The sequence below is a fragment of the Gordonia sp. NPDC003425 genome (assembly GCF_053588635.1).
The window spans coordinates 439,250-455,177 of record NZ_JBSFQI010000001.1 but is presented as its reverse complement, the minus strand read 5'-3'; the positions used below and the strand labels follow the sequence as shown (position 1 = coordinate 455,177).

Here is a 15,928-nt window from a genome sequence, read left to right as displayed (position 1 = left end):
GCACCCACTCCGGGTCGCTTGAACAACCGAATAACACAGGAACTCCCAGCACCAGCGACGACAGACGAGTCGTCGCCCACCTCCGGTTCAGAGGCCGGAGCCTGACAGCGTTCAGGACGGACTAGGAGCAGACCTCTGACATGAAAAGGAAACCGCCACATGGCACGTGTTGCAGGTGTGGATCTTCCCCGCGAAAAGCGGCTGGAGATCGCACTCACCTACATCTACGGGGTTGGTCGTACCACCTCCAAGGAGATCCTCGACGCCACCGGGCTCAGCCCCGACCTGCGCGCCAAGGACCTCACCGACGCAGATGTCACCAAGCTGCGTGAATACATCGAATCCTCGGTGAAGGTCGAGGGTGACCTCCGCCGCGAGGTGCAGGCCGACATCCGTCGCAAGATCGAGATCGGCTGCTACCAGGGCCTGCGCCACCGTCGTGGCCTGCCGGTCCACGGGCAGCGCACCAAGACCAATGCCCGCACTCGCAAGGGCCCGAAGAAGACCATCGCCGGGAAGAAGAAGTAATGCCTCCGAAGTCACGTAGCGCAGGCCCGAAGAAGGGCGCACGCCGTCGCGATAAGAAGAACGTCCCGCACGGCAACGCACACATCAAGTCGACGTTCAACAACACCATCGTTTCGATCACCGACCCCAACGGCAACGTCATCAGCTGGGCGTCCTCGGGTCACGTCGGATTCAAGGGCTCGCGCAAGAGCACCCCGTTCGCGGCTCAGCTCGCGGCGGAGAACGCTGCGCGCAAGGCCGCCGAGCACGGCGTGAAGAAGGTCGACGTGTTCGTCAAGGGACCGGGTTCGGGTCGTGAGACCGCGATCCGGTCGCTGCAGGCCGCCGGCCTCGAGGTCGGCACCATTTCTGATGTCACCCCGCAGCCGCACAACGGTTGCCGTCCGCCCAAGCGGCGTCGGGTCTAGCGGGAAAGGAAGAGAATAGACAATGGCTCGTTATACCGGCCCCGCAACAAAGAAGTCCCGTCGTCTGCGCGTCGATCTCATCGGCGGCGATCAGGCGTTCGAGCGTCGCCCCTATCCGCCCGGCCAGCACGGCCGCTCGCGGATCAAGGAGAGCGAATACCTGCAGCAGCTGCAGGAGAAGCAGAAGGCACGCTTCACCTACGGAGTGATGGAAAAGCAGTTCCGTCGCTACTACGAAGAGGCCAACCGTCGTACCGGCAAGACCGGTGATGAGCTGCTGAAGATCCTCGAGACCCGTCTGGACAACGTCGTGTACCGCGCCGGCCTGGCCCGTACCCGTCGTCAGGCGCGTCAGATGGTCACGCACGGCCACTTCACCGTCAACGGTGTCAATGTGGACGTCCCCAGCTATCGGGTCAGCCAGTACGACATCATCGATGTCCGTCCGAAGTCGCTGCAGACCGTCCCGTTCCAGATCGCCAAGGAGCTCCAGGGTGATCGTCCGGTTCCGGGCTGGCTGCAGGTGGTTCCGTCGACGCTGCGCATCCTCGTGCACAACGTGCCCGAGCGCGCCCAGATCGACGTGCCGCTGACCGAACAGCTCATCGTCGAGTTCTACTCGAAGTAATCGCAGTCGAGTTCTACTCGAAGTAGTTCGCCGATTCAGTAATACGCCGGCAGCAACAGCTGCTCGGTTCACCTTCTAGGCCGTCAAATAGCGGTCGGCCACAAGGAGTCACGTCAATGCTCATCTCACAGCGACCCACCCTTACCGAGGAGATCATCGCCGAGGACCGGTCGAAGTTCGTCATCGAACCGCTCGAGCCGGGCTTCGGCTACACCCTCGGCAACTCGCTGCGTCGTACCCTGCTCAGCTCGATTCCGGGTGCTGCCATCACCAGCATCCGCATCGACGGAGTGCTCCACGAGTTCACCACCGTCCCCGGGGTCAAGGAAGACGTCACCGACATCATCCTGAACCTCAAGGGCCTCGTGGTCAGCTCTGAAGAGGACGAGCCGGTCACCATGTACGTGCGCAAGCAGGGCCCGGGCACCGTCACCGGCGCCGACATCGTGCCGCCGGCCGGTGTCACCGTGCACAACCCCGATCTGCACATCGCCACCCTGAACGACAAGGGCAAGCTCGAGATCGAGCTCGTCGTCGAGCGGGGCCGCGGCTACGTCCCGGCCGTGCAGAACAAGGCGTCGGGTGCCGAGATCGGCCGCATCCCGGTCGACTCGATCTACTCGCCGGTGCTCAAGGTCACCTACAAGGTGGAGGCCACCCGCGTCGAGCAGCGCACCGACTTCGACCGTCTGGTGCTCGATGTCGAGACCAAGAATTCGATCAGCGCACGCGACGCCCTGGCGTCGGCGGGCAAGACCCTGGTCGAACTGTTCGGTCTGGCACGGGAACTCAACGTCGAGGCCGAGGGTATCGAGATCGGGCCGTCGCCGGCCGAGGCCGATCATCTGCAGTCGTTCAGTCTGCCGATCGAGGACCTCGATCTCACCGTGCGGTCCTACAACTGCCTCAAGCGCGAGGGTGTGCACACCGTCGGCGAGCTGGTGGCGCGGACCGAGTCGGATCTGCTCGACATCCGTAACTTCGGGCAGAAGTCGATCGACGAGGTGAAGGTCAAGCTGCACGCCCTGGGTCTGTCGCTCAAGGACAGCCCGGCCAGCTTCGACCCGTCGCAGGTTGCCGGTTACGACCCGGCGACCGGAACGTGGTCGGACGAGGCATCATTCGATGCCGACTCCGGTGAGGATTTTGCCGAGACCGAGCAGCTGTAGTTCGCTGCGTTGCCAAACCCCGACTCGGGAGATCGAGTGATCGCCGGGTCCTCCTAGGAGAAGACAATGCCCAAGCCCACCAAGGGTGCCCGCCTCGGCGGGTCGGCCAGCCACCAGAAGGCCATGTTGGCGAATCTCGCCACATCGCTCTTCGAGCACGGCCGCATCACCACCACCGAAGCAAAGGCCAAGCGCCTGCGCCCGTATGCGGAGAAGCTGATCACCCACGCCAAGGCCGGCAAGCTGGCCAACCGGCGTGAGGTCATGAAGGACATCCGCGACAAGGACGTCGTGCACACGCTGTTCGCCGAGATCGGTCCGTTCTTCGCGGACCGTCCGGGTGGCTACACACGCATCATCAAGACGCTGCCGCGCAAGGGCGACAACGCCCCCATGGCAGTGATCGAGCTGGTGCGCGAGACCACCGCGTCGAGCGAGGCGAACCGCGCCACGCGCGCCGCCGCGTCGAAGAAGGCCGCCGAGAAGAAGGCCGCCGCCCCGGCACCCGCCGCGGCCGACAGCACCGACGACACCGCCGGCACCGATGACGCCGACAACGTGGTCGAGGCCGTCGAGGCCGAGGCGTCCGACGACGCCGTCGAGAACGCCGAGGCTGTGGCCGAGGCCATCGACGACGAGTCGACCGCTGCCACCGCCCCCGAGGCGGAGGCCGCCGACGTCGACGTCGACGGCGACAAGGCCGACGACAAGTAAGTCGGATCACACTGAGCGCGTCACACATGGACGGACCCGCCACCCCGATGGGTGGCGGGTCCGTTCGTTTGCGCCTCGACATCGGTTACGACGGAACCGATTTCGCGGGATGGGCACGCCAGCCCGGGCAGCGGACGGTGTGCGAGGTACTCGAGACGACGCTGGCGACGGTGCTGCGGGTGCCGGTGCGGCTGACCGTCGCCGGCCGCACCGACGCCGGGGTGCACGCCACCGGACAGGTCGCGCACGCCGACATCCCGTCGTCGGCGCTGGCCACCCGGTCGATCGACGGTGACCCGTCGAGGTTGGTACGCCGACTCGCCAAGATGTTGCCCGCCGACGTCAGGGTGAAGCAGATCGCTACGGTGTCAACCGATTTCGACGCCCGCTTCACGGCGTTGCGTCGGCATTACGAGTACCGGCTCACCGACGCCGTATTCGGCGCCGAACCCGTCGTGGCGCGTGTCACCGGCGACTGGGTGCGTCCGCTCGACGTCGACAGAATGAACGACGCATCGCGGACCCTGCTGGGACTCAACGACTTCGCCGCGTTCTGCCGATTCCGGGAGGGCGCCACCACGGTGCGTGATCTGCAGCGCTTCGCCTGGCGCCGCGGTGGCGACGGCGTGCTCGTCGCGGAGGTCGTCGCCGACGCCTTCTGCTGGTCGATGGTGCGGTCGCTGGTGGGGGCGGTGGCCGCTGTGGGCGACGGCCGCCGCGACGTGACGTGGTGTGCGGGCTTGCTTGCGGAGCGCACCCGATCGGCGCAGGTGCCGGTGGCGCAGGCCCGGGGCCTGTCGCTGGTGGGGGTGGATTACCCCGACGCCTCTCAGTGGGCCGCCCGCAACGCCGTCACCCGTGACGTGCGCGACGCGGTCCCGGGGGAGGACTGCCGCGGAGGGTAGCAAGCGTCGACACACATCGAGTGCCGTATTTTCGTGTCACCTGGTGACCCTGATCTACGGCACAAGCAGGCGGCAGCGCACCTCAGATCTCGTGGGCGAGGCCCTGCGCGTAGTTGACCCGGGCGCCGAGGTCGGCCACCGCTGCCGGTGACGACACGGGGATCGACGTGGTGTGCATCAGCCCGTTTCCGGCGACGGTGACCTGCACGAATCCCACCGTGCGATCCTCCTTGACGAGCAGGAACAGGAGTCCGAGGCCGCACAGGACGATCGCGGTGACGATGGCGACGATGATCGCCCACTGCGGGATCTCCCGCGTGGTGCGGGACAGGTCGGCGAAGCTCCACTGTGTGCCCGCGATCGGGTAGGACCCGACCGGCGTGAGCACCTGCGTCCTGGTGCAGTGGATGTCGCCGATCGAGACCAGAATGGGGTCGCCGGCGGGCGGCTGGGGTACGTAACCGCTGAAAGCCGGGCCGGGCGTGCTGTAGGGCAGTCCGGTGTACGGATCATTCTGGGGATTGGTCACGAGCCCATCGTCGCACAGCCGCGCCGCAGTCTAGGCGCGGAGCTTGAGGCCGTTGGCGTCGGGCACACTGCCGGTGAGCATGCGGATGCCGTCGACGAGAGCCCAGATGCCCACACCCATCACGATGAAGATACCGACGATCAGGATCGACGTGACCCAGCCGAGGATCGTCAGGCCGAGCATGATGCCACCGGTCTTGTTGTCGCCGATGTAGAAGCGTCCCACGCCGAATCCGCCGAGAAAGATCTGCAGCAGCCCCGCGGCCAGCTTGGACTTGTCCGACAGCGGCTCACCGGTGTACGGATCGCGACCGAAGGGTGCGCCGGCATCCGGCGCGCCCGGCACCCCGGGATAGACGGGCTGGGCGTAGGGCCCGACGGGCTGCGGCGGCGGCGCGCCGGCATAGGACGGTCCCGCGGCGAAGTTGTTGGGCTCGGGCTGCGGCGCGCCGAACGGGGCGGACGGCGGCTGATTGGAGTCCGGCGAGTATTGCGGAGATGTCATGCAAGCCATCGTGGCATGTCCGAATCGGCGTCGACAGTCGTTCGATTGTTGTCTTTGTCGGGTTGCCGACGCACCTGCCGGCGGGCTATGGCGACGTCAGGTTGCGCTGCGCTCGTCGTCGAGCGCGTCGAACACCGCCTCGACGGTCTCCTCGTCGCCGCTGAAATCGTCGGAACGGCGGCCTTCGGTCATCAGCGTGCGCCACACCAGCGGATCGAACTCCATCGGTTCGTTGCGCTCGAGGAACTCGGTCAGCACCTGCACGAAGCGTTCCGGCTCGTCGTGAAACGGGAAGTGACCCGACCCCACGAACGTCGACAACTCGCTGTGCGGCATCGCCGAATGCAGCATCAGCGCGTGCTCGTAGGGGATGACCGAGTCGTCATCGCCCCACACCACAAGCACCGGAAGGAACTCGGTCAGATATGCGCGATCGAGCATGGTGACCGCCTGGCCTCGCCAGTCCACCACCGCGCGCAACGTCCGCAGGAATGCGGCCGACGCGGTCGGCGCGGCGAGATCGCCGACCACCCGCATCATGTCCTCGTGGTCGTTGAGCATCCGTTTGGGCGAGAGGTTGCGGGGAAAACCCGGCGGGGTGGGTAACGACGGCGCTTTGGCCACACTGTGCCCGACGGCGCGCATCGCCGGAAGCACACCGGGCACCCGAAGAAGGGTGAGGGCTTCGTGCACCACCGGGATCGTCACCAGGCGCAGCACCGGGTTGACCTCGCGGCTGACCCCGCCGGCCGCCACGAGAACCAGGCGTTCGACGAAGCGGGGGAACTGGTAGCAGAACTGCGTCGCCACGCCGCCGCCGAGCGAGTGACCGACCACGGTGACCTTGTTGATGCCGAGTACCACCAGCAGGTCGCGCATTCCGTTGGCGAACGCGGACACTGAATAGTCGGCGCGGGGCTTGTCCGAGCGGCCGTGCCCGAGAAGGTCCGGTGCGATCACCGTGTAGTGCTGCGCCAGCATGGGGATCACGTCGTTCCAGGTGGACGAATTGTCGCCGATGCCATGAATCAGCAGCAGCGCCGGGCCGTTGCCCGCAATGCGGAAGGCCCGGCGGTAACCGTGGATGCGCCGATACTCGACGCGCACCTCGGTATCGGAGACCGGGCGCAGGTTGGCAGGCGCCTGGCCACCTCCGGCTCGGTTGACGTTCGCGCCGCGTTCGGCGGTGCCGGCGCGGCCCCTTTTCTCGGACACGTTCGACTCCTCGACATTCACCACAATGTGACCAGCGACGTCGGGATGGTTCCGCTCACGGCGCTTTCAACTATCGAGTTAACCCCACGTTCGGCGATCTTGCGCGAGATGTTGCACCGAGTTAACGGCCGCCGACGAACCCGTGACGCAGCCGGACCGCATCGGCACCGCCCAGTAGTCTGGGGATCGATGAATCCGTTCGACATCGACTCGTTTCTCGCGACGGGCGGACTGATCGGACTGTGCGTTCTCATCTTCATCGAGACCGGTCTGCTGATCGGGTTCGTGTTTCCCGGCGACTCGGTGCTGTTCACCGCGGGTGTGCTCGCGGCACAACCGGAACCGTTCGCACCACTGTGGCTGTTGTGTGTCCTGGTGCCACTTGCGGCGATCCTGGGTGATCAGTGTGGCTACGTCATCGGGCGCCGACTGGGTCGGGGAGTGCTCGAGGGACGGGTGATGCGCAGCATCGGACCCACCTACCTGGAGCGAACACATCGCTATTTCGAACGGTTCGGACCGCTGACGGTCTTCTTCGGACGCTTCATCGGCATCGTGCGGACCCTCACCCCCGTGGTGGCCGGTTTCAGCGGCATGCCGTATCGGGTGTTCACCCTGTTCAGCGTGCTGGGCAGCATCGTGTGGGCAGGCGGGATCATCCTGGCCGGGTACTTCCTGGGTCAGGTGCCGCTGATCCGCGACCATCTCGAGGTGATCATCGTCGCATCGGTGCTCACCGTCGTGGTGCCGACGCTGATCGCGGCCTGGCGACGATGGCGGACGCGTCGACGCGACGTCGCCGGGCTTGCCGACGAAGCACCCGAACGTGAGCGTCAGGTGTAGAACGGCTCGGCATTCGGGGCGGTGGCGCCACCGAAGTCGTCGGCGATGGTGGCGGCGAGTTCGACCAGCGCGTGGCGGGTCGGTCGGCTCACCAGATCGAGGTCGATGTCGGCGCCCTCGGCGAGGTGGTCGTCGAACGGGATCTGATGCACCGCGCGGCAGCGGGTCAGGAAGTGTTGCGCCAGTTGACCGGTGTCGATGGTCGACGCGCCCGGACGCGACGAGCTGAGCACCACCACCGCCCGCGACACCAGATGACCGAAACCGTGCGCCTGCAGCCAGTCCAGTGTTGCCCCCGCACTGCGCGCGCCGTCGAGTGCGGGGGAGCTGACCAGGATGATCGCGTTGGCGAGGTCGAGGACACCGTTCATCGCCGAGTGACTCAGGCCTGTTCCGCAGTCGGTGATGATGATGTTGTAGAAGCGCTGCAGTATGGTCAGCACGCCGCGGTACTCGTCCTCGTTGAACGCTTCGGCCATCGCCGGATCACGTTCGGAGGCAAGCACTTCGAGTCGGCTCGGGGCCTGTGAGGTGTGCGCACGAACATCGCTGTAGCGGTACACGTTCTCGTCGGCGAGCAGATCGCGCACCGTCGACCACGTCTGCTGCGGAATCCGCTGTGCGAGGGTACCCAGGTCGGGGTTGGCGTCGACGGCGATGACCCGGTCGCCGCGCAGCGTCGCGAAGGTGGACCCGAGCCCGACGGTGGTGGTGGTCTTGCCGACGCCGCCCTTGAGGGAGAGCACCGCGATCCGGTAGTCGCCGCGGACGGGGCGACGGACGCGTTCGAGCAACTGCTGATACTCGATGTCGCCGGGGGAGTCGCCGGGGTTGATCGTGCCCGCCGACAACGTGTGCACCGCGCGTCGCCAGCCGCGGGCCGGTGGTCTGCGGGCCTTGCGCAACAAGGCCACCTCGTCGAGTCCGGGGCCCCGCGGGTGGTCGCCGGGAAACCGGCCGGGACCCGGCGACGGCTGGGCCCCCGGCGGCGCCTGCGGCATCGGAGGGCCGTGCGGTACCGGCGTTGTCGGTGCCGGTGGATGAGGCTGTGTGCCGGCGTGCCCGTAGAGGTGAGCCGTCGCCGGTTGCGGTGGCATCGAGGTGGGCGGTGGAACGGCGGAATGAGGGGCGGCGGCTTGCGCTGCGGTGGGCGGCGGTGCCGACGGCGGAGGTGTGGGCGACGGGTGCGCGACGTGCGGAGATGGGGCGGTCGGCGGTGTGATGGGGGGCGGTGTGATGGGGGGCGGCGTCGGCGCTGCAGAGGGCGGCGGACCGGCTGTCGGAGGCGCGGGCGGCCGGCCCGACCACGGTGCAGCCGTGTGCACGGGGCTCGCCGGCGGGGTGGCGGTACCGTTCGCTGCGGCGGGTTCGTCGGGATCGGCGAGAGGGGCGAACTGCAGCCACGGTGGCGGTACCGGGCGGGCGGTGTCGCGCCCGTAGTCGTCGGTCGTCATCGATCCAGCATCCCCCTCGGATCCGAGGCTCTCGCGGCACCGGTGTCGGTGCGCTGCGCCGTGGGCAGCTTACCGAAGAGTAGGTGCCACCCGGCGAGTCGGATTGATCACCGACCCCGACTTGTCGGCGAGCCAAATGAATGAGCGTGTAGATCTCGCCGCCGTGTGGCGAGTGTGGCAACATCCAACGTCACGTCATATCGGACACTTCGGTCGCGAGATTCGGCCGAGAACCCGGGCACGACCATGACGGATCCACGAGATGACCCGAAGTCGGATGGTGATGGAACCGGCCACCACGTCGGTGCGTCAGAGGGATGGAACTGCGTCAGAGGGATGAACAAAACGGGGGTGTCGATCTCGCATGACCGAACAGCACGACAGCGTCACCGGACAGCACGGCAGGGTCACCGCGCACCACACCGCAGGTGCGGGCACGACCTCGGGAACCGATGAAGCCGCCGAGGTGCCGGCCGCGTTCCGTATGTCGTCGGCACGTTCCCGGTCGGGGACGCTCGCCGTGGTGACCACTCCACAGGGCCTGCCGACCACGGTCCGTATCGATCGCTCGGAGCTGAAGAAGAGTCCACAGGTACTCGCCGACGAGATCCTGCGCCTGTGTCGCCGCTCGGCGATGGTGGCCGGACTCCGATGGCGTGAAGAACTCGTCGCGGCGGGAGCACCGTCCGAGGTGATCGACACCCTCGGACTGCCGACGGCGGACGCGTTGGCGCACGCCGAACAGTCCGACGACGAGATCGAGGACGCGCCGTCGTCCTGGCTGAGACGGGTGTAGGAGCCGAGATGACTTGGGCCATGGACGAACTCGAAGCACGGGCGCGTGCTCAACTCGGTACTCTCGCGGACTTCGGGGATCGACTCGGATCACTATCGGTCCGGCAGACTTCCGACGACGACCTCATCACCGTGGAGGTCGACGGCACCGGCGCCCTGACCGGATTGTGGTTCGCCGACGGTGCCAACGAACTGGGGGCGAGTCGCCTCGGCGACCAGATCGTCGCAACGGCCGCACTCGCCGCCCAACGGGTTTTCGCGCGCAGGGCCGCACTCACCGAGGAATTCACCACCGCGTTCGGCGAACAACTGGGCATCGGCCCGACGGGCGCGTGATGCACACGGAACCACGACGCGCATACGCGCGTCTCATCTCACAACCGACATCGAGGGGGCAGACATGGACGACGTGACAGTGAGTCCGGAAGTGCTGGAAGGTTTCGCGGCCACCAACGCCGCCATCGGCACCGCTGTGGCTGCGGCGGGCGGTATCAACGCTGCGGCCAACACCGCGGTCATGATTCCGGTATTCGGTCTCATCGGGCAGGAGTTCCTCGCCTCGTTCATCACCGCGCAGGCCAACCACCTCTTCTCCGTCGGCAGCCTGGCCGCGGTGCATGCGTCCACCGCGGCGGCCTCGCTGGCCGGTCTGGCCGAATTCGACGGCACCGACGGCGCGAACGGCGCCGTCATCCGCTCGGCGCTGTGACCACACAGCACAGCGTCGGTCCTGCGGTCCCGGCGCTCACCGACATGTCGGTGCAGGAGATGATCGACGCCACCCCGCTCGGTCCCATCCTGGATCAGCCGGTCGGCGAGATACTCGCGGGACTCGGTCTGCCGCCACTGCCACAGCTTCCGCCCCTGCCCCCACTGCCGGGACTGCCCCCGCTGCCGACGATCGATCTCGCGATGCTGTTCAAGCCGATGACCGATCTGCTCGGCGGATTCGGCACCGGTGACCTGTCGACGGCGGGATTCGACCCGTCGATGGTCTTCGAGGGCCTGTCGAAGGTGCTCGAGACCTCGCTGTCGATGAGTCAGGGCGCACTCGAGGCGCTCGACAAACTCTGGACCGGGCAGGCCTCGGTCTCGGCTGCGGCCAAGACCACCGAGGCGGGTGCGAACAGTGCGGCGCTGTCGGGGCAGGGCAGCGGCATCTCGTTCAACATCCAGGCCGCGGCCGGCATCGTCGCCACCGGACTGGCGACAGTGCAGGCGATCATCGCGGCGACCATCGGCAAGGTCCTCGTGATCGGGCCGGGTCTGCTCACCCCTCTCGGTCAGGGGGCCGCGGTGCTCTTTGCCAACGAGGGACTCGCGGAGGCGACCACCGCAGTCGCCGTGACCCGCGCGCAGCTCCTCGGACCCACCACGTCGATGACCGTCAACGGTGCACCGGTCGCGGTGACCAGCGCCCCCACGACCGCAACGGCCCCCACAACCCAGTCTCCGTTCGCGATGGCCAGCACCATCTTGCAGGCGGTCTCGCCGGTGTTGACCACGGCCGCCGAGTTGCCCTCGACGCTCTCGACGCCGGTGCAGAAGATGCTGACCCTGCAGGACAAGGAGATTCCCGACATCGAACCCGCCCGGATGGCGCATCCCGAACGGGTCGACGACCCCGATCACACCGGGCCGAGTCCCGGCGCCACCAGCCCGGCAAGCCTCGGCGGCGCACCGATGCCCGGCGGCATCGGTCCCATGGCAACGCCTCTCGGGCCGGCGCGCGCGTCGATGCCGGCGCCCGGAACCACCGAACCCGCCGGTTACGTTCCGGGGACGGCCACAAAACGGCTGTCACCGCCGCGCCCACGACGATGCCCGCCTCCATGGCGCCGATGGCGGGGGCGGCGGGCGCCGCGCGCGGGGCGGGTGCGGCCGACGAACACCATGAGATCCCCGACTACTTGGTGACCGAGGACAACGGCCAGCAGGTGGTCGGTGAGGTCGGCGGTGTCGCACCTCCGGTTCTCGGCGACGACCAGCCCGCCGCGCCCGCACCCGCGCCCGACATCGAACTGCGCCTGGGCGTGCCCGCTCCCGACCTCACCACCTGACTTCTTCGGCAACTCATACCGTCCCCGTCTACTTCACCCCGATCCGGCAGGAGAATCCCATGGCCCACGAATCGCATCTCGACGTCGACCCCGCTCAGATATCCACGGCTGCAGGTGATCTCGACCGTCTCGCCGACCGGCTCGAACGTGTGCTCGCCGATGCCCGCGCGTCCCTGGACGTATCCGAGGCGGGACGCGACGAGGTGTCGCAGACCGCGGCCCGCACCTTCACCACCGTGGCCGCGGGATTCGCCGGTGACACCGCCACCGGCGTCCACGAGCTCCGCAAGATCGCCGCCACCCTGCGCGCGCAGGCCACGGGAATCGACGACGCCGACACCGAGGCGGCCGCGAGCCTGCGCGCCTGACCCTCACCGCCCCACCACGTCCGCACCCACCCACCGCATCCGGGAAGGAGATCGACATGACCGGCTTCACCGGCATCGTATGGGACGCCCGTACCACCGAGCGTCTGGTCGCCGACCTCTCCGCGGGCGTTGGGCCGGCGCCGCTCGCCGAAGCGGGAATCTCCTGGGCCGCACTGGCAGCCGAGCTCGCGGACATCGGTGCGCAGTACGCCGCCGTGCTCGCGCGGCTGGGAGTCCACTGGCAATCCACCCACGCACCCACCGCGCTGGAACATCTTGCCGAGCTCGTCACCTGGTTCGCCGACACCGCCGCCGATGCGACGGCGAACGCGTCGCGCGCCGAGGCGCAGGCCGCCGCGAACACGGTCGCCCGGCTGGCCATGCCGAACTCGGCCGAGGTCGATCTCACCGAGCATCTGCGTGACCTGGCGGTGAGCGTCAGCGCGGTGGCCCCCGTGTTGACCGGGGCGGCTGCGCACGCCGAACGCGCACTCCACGATCAACGGATGCGAGCGGCACGCGTGATGGACACCTACGAGCACGCCACCGAGCCGGTGGCCGCGCCGTGGCACCCGGCGCGCCCGTCGCCACTGATCGTCTCGGATGCCGCGCTGCGTGCCGAGCAAGCCGCAGCCCGTTCCGCGGCCCAGCCGTCGGTAGCGCCCGCCGCCCCCACCCCCACACCGGCATCCGCCGCGCCGATACCCGGTCTGCCGTTCGCAGCGTTCTCGGCTCCGCCGGCGGCGAAGTCCGTTTACGCGCCCACCGTGCTGGCCTCGAGCGCCCGGCCGGCGCCCCTCATCCCCGGCCAACCCACACCGTCGGTGCCCGCGAGCGATCCCACCCTGCCGCCGCCGGTACATCCCGGCGCTGCGATGACCGAGCGGACGCCGGCCCGGCAACAGTCGGGGGCCGACGCGTCCGCGAGTGGGCACTGCGCCGACGGCACCTCCGACTCCTTGGCCGGAGCACCCGAGGCCGCACCGAGCACCTGGGCCGACGTGGTCACCACGCACAGTCCGGTGGTCCGGCACGGTCCGGAACTCGAGGAGGGTTCGGCCACACTGGATCCCGCCTACCTCGAGCAGACCCTTCGGCTCGGTGCGGGAGGTGCACGATGACGTCGACGACCACCCGGGGGGCGCGCCTGAACGTGGCGACGCTTCGCCACGCCGGGCGCCGAGCGGGGGTGACCACCTGGCCCGTGGTGCTCGACGTGACGCTCGGCGACACCGACGTCGAATCCGCTGATGGGTCTGCGGTTCTCGCCGAGCAGGAGCTCGCTCGACTCGGACTCGTCGACGTCGACGGGGAGCCTCCGCAGTGGCTGGCCACCGCACTGTGGGTGCTGGCCCGCCCCGATCGCGAACTGGAGATCCGGACGTTCACCGCCGCCGGCACGATGCGCGCGGTACTCGCCCGGCGCGGGCACCACCACGTGTTCGCCGAGCGCGAGGGCGACGCCGTGGCGCTGCGTCCCGTCGACGTCCCCGACACCGCGGAGATCGGCGCCATCGTTCGCCGACACTGCGCCACGACCACCGCCGCAACCACATTCACGACGCTCGCACAGCCCACCGCGGAACTCGCCGATCGTCTCGGACGGTGTCGGGGCGCCGACGACATCGCGAGTGTGCTGCACGCCCTCGGGATGCCTGCCGCCGACGCGGCATCGGTGGGGCGGGCGTTGTTGAATACGGTGCGCCGCACCGAGATTGTCGCGGTCTCGCGCGAGGGTGCAACGCTGTCGCAGGCGCCGGGTGCGGTGGGCATCTTCGACTCCGACCGGGGCTGTGTTGTCGCCAGCCCCAGCAGAGCTCCCGACGGCCGGGTGTGGACCACCTTGTCGCCGGGTACGGGTCATCGCATCGAGCAGGCCACCGGTCTGCTCGTCGGGACCCTGCCCGAAGGCTGGTGGCGATGACACCGGCCTCGGGGATCGTCGGCGCGGGCGGAACATCCGCCGGCGCCGGCAACGCACATGTCAGAGGTATCTGTGTCACGGATACCGCTCGGGGGGCATCGCACCGCGGTGCCGTTACACAGGAGGAGAACACATGAATCTGGATGGAAGCGGCGGCGGCGCCGTCGATATCGACGTCAGCAGCGCACTCGGCACTGCGCAGTCGGTGTCAGGTCTGGTCGACGAGATGCAGGAGACGATCAACCGCATCGGCCGGGCCTCGGCGAATGGTGTCGCGGACTGGGGCGGTAAGGCGTCCAGCGCCTTCGACACCACCCACACCGACTGGAACTCGTCGGCGATGACGTTGAACTCGGCGCTCAACGACATCCGCACACAGCTCACCAGTGGCTTCACCGGATACGAGGACCACGACGGCCAGGCCGCGTCGGGCTTCGACACCGGCGGACCGACGCTGCGCCTCTGACACCGCGCCGATCACTGCCGGACCCATCACACCCGCCCCACTCGAAAGGACGTCCATGACGAACCGCATCAAATACGATTTCGCCTCGCTCGGTGACCTGAGCTCAAGCCTGCAGGCCGAGTTCAGCCATCTCGAAGAGCTCGCCAACAAGCTCAAGCAGCAGGTCTCGTCGCTCGACGGCAGCTGGCACTCGCCGCTCGCCAAGTCGGCATATTCCGACGCGCAGCTCAACTGGGATCGCGTCTTCTCCCAGTCGCGCGAACAGTTGCTCGGCATCCACCACGGTGTCACGAACGCGTCGCGCACCATGTCCGACCTCGACGGTGCCATCGGTCGCGGATTCCGGGGCATGGCCTGACATCCCGCCACCACCTCACGGGCCGCTCCCGGGATACTCTCGCTGCGTTGCGGGTGAATCCCGGGAGCGGTGTTCAGGACGGAAGGGAAGCCGGTGTCCGCTGAAGGTTCCAAGAAGGCGATCATCGCCGCGCTGACGGCAAACGCCGGGATTGCGGTTGCGAAGTTCGTGGGTTTCGCCATCACCGGCTCGTCGTCGATGCTGGCCGAGGGTGTGCACTCGGTGGCCGACACCAGCAATCAGGGTCTGCTGTTGCTCGGCCAGAAGCGTGCCGGCAAGGCCGCAGATCAGCTCCACCCCTTCGGCTACGGCCGGTCGCGCTACTTCTACTCCTTCATCGTGGCTCTGGTGATCTTCGCCCTCGGCTCGATGTTCGCGATCTACGAGGGCATCGAGAAGATCACCCACGCGCACGATCACGAACTCGAGTCGCCGCTGGTGGCGATCGTCATCCTGGTGGTGGCGATGTGTCTGGAGGGCTACAGCTTTGCCACCGCGTTCCGGGAATCGAGTCCGCTCAAGGGCCGGGCCACCTGGTGGCGTTTCATCCGCAATTCGCGCAATCCAGAGCTGCCGGTGGTGCTCCTGGAGGACTCGGGTGCCCTCATCGGCCTCGTGCTCGCACTGGCGGGAGTGGGGCTCACCATGGCCACCGGCGATGCGATCTGGGACGGCATCGGCACACTGTGCATCGGTGCGTTGCTGGGTGTCATCGCGATCGTGCTGATCGTGGAGATGAAGAGCCTGCTCATCGGGGAGGGTGCCACCGAGGACGAGGAGATCGCGCTGCGTGCCGCCCTGGCCGGCGACGGCGTCGACCGGGTGATCCACATGAAGACGCAGTATCTGGGCCCGGAGGAGATGCTGGTTGCGGCGAAGATCGCGGTGTCGCCCGGCACCGATGTGGCGAATGTGGCCCGCGCCATCGACGCCGCAGAGCAACGGGTCCGCGCGGCAGTGCCCCAGGCCAGGGTGATCTATCTCGAGCCCGACATCGATCGCGGTGACGGGTCGCGGTGATTACCGCGCGCACGGCGCACCCTTGTCGGTAGCGTGAGCCA

22 protein-coding genes are annotated in these 15,928 nt (G+C 67.9%); 18 read left to right on the top strand and 4 right to left on the bottom strand.

Annotated elements, in window-relative coordinates; all coding sequences use genetic code 11:
• Nucleotides 1-159: 159 nt before the first annotated feature.
• The 6 genes from rpsM (at nucleotide 160) to truA (ending at nucleotide 4,351) form a co-directional block, all read left to right on the top strand.
• Complete coding sequence (gene rpsM, locus ACWDTD_RS02285) at nucleotides 160-528, top strand: 30S ribosomal protein S13 (RefSeq protein WP_449745422.1); 369 nt, start codon at nucleotides 160-162, stop codon at nucleotides 526-528.
• The gene (gene rpsK, locus ACWDTD_RS02280) at nucleotides 528-935 is read left to right on the top strand and encodes a 30S ribosomal protein S11 (RefSeq protein ID WP_006338095.1); all 408 of its coding nucleotides are present in this window, start codon (nucleotides 528-530) and stop codon (nucleotides 933-935) included. Before rpsM ends, rpsK begins: the two co-directional genes overlap by 1 nt.
• Before the next feature lie 22 nt (nucleotides 936-957).
• Nucleotides 958-1,563: a 30S ribosomal protein S4 gene (gene rpsD / locus ACWDTD_RS02275; RefSeq protein ID WP_449745421.1), complete on the top strand. Its 606-nt coding sequence runs from the start codon at nucleotides 958-960 to the stop codon at nucleotides 1,561-1,563.
• Nucleotides 1,564-1,679: 116 nt separating this feature from the next.
• Complete coding sequence (locus ACWDTD_RS02270; protein ID WP_449745420.1) at nucleotides 1,680-2,732, top strand: DNA-directed RNA polymerase subunit alpha; 1,053 nt, start codon at nucleotides 1,680-1,682, stop codon at nucleotides 2,730-2,732.
• A 66-nt stretch (nucleotides 2,733-2,798) separates the two neighbouring features.
• The gene (gene rplQ, locus ACWDTD_RS02265) at nucleotides 2,799-3,446 is read left to right on the top strand and encodes a 50S ribosomal protein L17 (RefSeq protein WP_449745419.1); all 648 of its coding nucleotides are present in this window, start codon (nucleotides 2,799-2,801) and stop codon (nucleotides 3,444-3,446) included.
• A gap of 26 nt (nucleotides 3,447-3,472) precedes the next feature.
• The gene (gene truA, locus ACWDTD_RS02260) at nucleotides 3,473-4,351 is read left to right on the top strand and encodes a tRNA pseudouridine(38-40) synthase TruA (protein ID WP_449745418.1); all 879 of its coding nucleotides are present in this window, start codon (nucleotides 3,473-3,475) and stop codon (nucleotides 4,349-4,351) included.
• A gap of 82 nt (nucleotides 4,352-4,433) precedes the next feature.
• Here truA and ACWDTD_RS02255 read toward each other — a convergent pair whose 3' ends face one another.
• The 3 genes from ACWDTD_RS02255 to ACWDTD_RS02245 all read right to left on the bottom strand — a co-directional run bounded on the left by ACWDTD_RS02255 (nucleotide 4,434) and on the right by ACWDTD_RS02245 (nucleotide 6,515).
• Complete coding sequence (locus ACWDTD_RS02255; RefSeq protein WP_449745417.1) at nucleotides 4,434-4,880, bottom strand: hypothetical protein; 447 nt, start codon at nucleotides 4,878-4,880, stop codon at nucleotides 4,434-4,436.
• 30 nt (nucleotides 4,881-4,910) lie between these two features.
• Entirely contained in the window at nucleotides 4,911-5,384 is a 474-nt protein-coding gene (locus ACWDTD_RS02250; protein WP_449745416.1) for an NINE protein, read from the bottom strand.
• A gap of 96 nt (nucleotides 5,385-5,480) precedes the next feature.
• Complete coding sequence (locus ACWDTD_RS02245; RefSeq protein ID WP_449745489.1) at nucleotides 5,481-6,515, bottom strand: alpha/beta fold hydrolase; 1,035 nt, start codon at nucleotides 6,513-6,515, stop codon at nucleotides 5,481-5,483.
• A 273-nt stretch (nucleotides 6,516-6,788) separates the two neighbouring features.
• Here ACWDTD_RS02245 and ACWDTD_RS02240 point away from each other — a divergent pair, with 273 nt between their 5' ends.
• The gene (locus ACWDTD_RS02240) at nucleotides 6,789-7,442 is read left to right on the top strand and encodes a DedA family protein (RefSeq protein WP_449745415.1); all 654 of its coding nucleotides are present in this window, start codon (nucleotides 6,789-6,791) and stop codon (nucleotides 7,440-7,442) included.
• Here ACWDTD_RS02240 and ACWDTD_RS02235 read toward each other — a convergent pair.
• Complete coding sequence (locus ACWDTD_RS02235) at nucleotides 7,433-8,896, bottom strand: AAA family ATPase (protein WP_449745414.1); 1,464 nt, start codon at nucleotides 8,894-8,896, stop codon at nucleotides 7,433-7,435. The two genes, ACWDTD_RS02240 and ACWDTD_RS02235, sit on opposite strands and share 10 nt — an antisense overlap.
• Before the next feature lie 364 nt (nucleotides 8,897-9,260).
• Between ACWDTD_RS02235 and ACWDTD_RS02230 the strand changes: the two genes are divergently transcribed.
• The 11 genes from ACWDTD_RS02230 (at nucleotide 9,261) to ACWDTD_RS02180 (ending at nucleotide 15,887) form a co-directional block, all read left to right on the top strand.
• Nucleotides 9,261-9,692: a hypothetical protein gene (locus tag ACWDTD_RS02230; protein ID WP_449745413.1), complete on the top strand. Its 432-nt coding sequence runs from the start codon at nucleotides 9,261-9,263 to the stop codon at nucleotides 9,690-9,692.
• A gap of 8 nt (nucleotides 9,693-9,700) precedes the next feature.
• A complete protein-coding gene (locus ACWDTD_RS02225; protein ID WP_449745412.1) occupies nucleotides 9,701-10,027 on the top strand; it encodes a YbaB/EbfC family DNA-binding protein in 327 nt (108 codons plus the stop codon).
• Between the two features lie 64 nt (nucleotides 10,028-10,091).
• Nucleotides 10,092-10,400: a type VII secretion target gene (locus ACWDTD_RS02220; protein WP_449745411.1), complete on the top strand. Its 309-nt coding sequence runs from the start codon at nucleotides 10,092-10,094 to the stop codon at nucleotides 10,398-10,400.
• On the top strand, nucleotides 10,397-11,608 hold the full coding sequence (locus tag ACWDTD_RS02215; protein ID WP_449745410.1) for a hypothetical protein: 1,212 nt from the start codon (nucleotides 10,397-10,399) through the stop codon (nucleotides 11,606-11,608). The genes ACWDTD_RS02220 and ACWDTD_RS02215 overlap by 4 nt, the downstream gene beginning before the upstream one ends.
• Nucleotides 11,605-11,751 (top strand): hypothetical protein, encoded by a 147-nt coding sequence (locus ACWDTD_RS02210; protein WP_449745409.1) that lies wholly within the window; start codon nucleotides 11,605-11,607, stop codon nucleotides 11,749-11,751. The genes ACWDTD_RS02215 and ACWDTD_RS02210 overlap by 4 nt, the downstream gene beginning before the upstream one ends.
• A gap of 59 nt (nucleotides 11,752-11,810) precedes the next feature.
• Entirely contained in the window at nucleotides 11,811-12,119 is a 309-nt protein-coding gene (locus ACWDTD_RS02205) for a PE family protein (RefSeq protein WP_449745408.1), read from the top strand.
• A 56-nt stretch (nucleotides 12,120-12,175) separates the two neighbouring features.
• The gene (locus ACWDTD_RS02200) at nucleotides 12,176-13,240 is read left to right on the top strand and encodes a PPE domain-containing protein (protein ID WP_449745407.1); all 1,065 of its coding nucleotides are present in this window, start codon (nucleotides 12,176-12,178) and stop codon (nucleotides 13,238-13,240) included.
• On the top strand, nucleotides 13,237-14,043 hold the full coding sequence (locus tag ACWDTD_RS02195) for an ESX secretion-associated protein EspG (RefSeq protein ID WP_449745406.1): 807 nt from the start codon (nucleotides 13,237-13,239) through the stop codon (nucleotides 14,041-14,043). The genes ACWDTD_RS02200 and ACWDTD_RS02195 overlap by 4 nt, the downstream gene beginning before the upstream one ends.
• Nucleotides 14,044-14,176: 133 nt before the next feature.
• Complete coding sequence (locus tag ACWDTD_RS02190) at nucleotides 14,177-14,509, top strand: WXG100 family type VII secretion target (protein WP_449745405.1); 333 nt, start codon at nucleotides 14,177-14,179, stop codon at nucleotides 14,507-14,509.
• Nucleotides 14,510-14,564: 55 nt separating this feature from the next.
• A complete protein-coding gene (locus ACWDTD_RS02185) occupies nucleotides 14,565-14,867 on the top strand; it encodes a WXG100 family type VII secretion target (protein ID WP_449745404.1) in 303 nt (100 codons plus the stop codon).
• A 93-nt stretch (nucleotides 14,868-14,960) separates the two neighbouring features.
• Complete coding sequence (locus ACWDTD_RS02180; protein ID WP_449745403.1) at nucleotides 14,961-15,887, top strand: cation diffusion facilitator family transporter; 927 nt, start codon at nucleotides 14,961-14,963, stop codon at nucleotides 15,885-15,887.
• Nucleotides 15,888-15,928 lie beyond the last annotated feature (41 nt).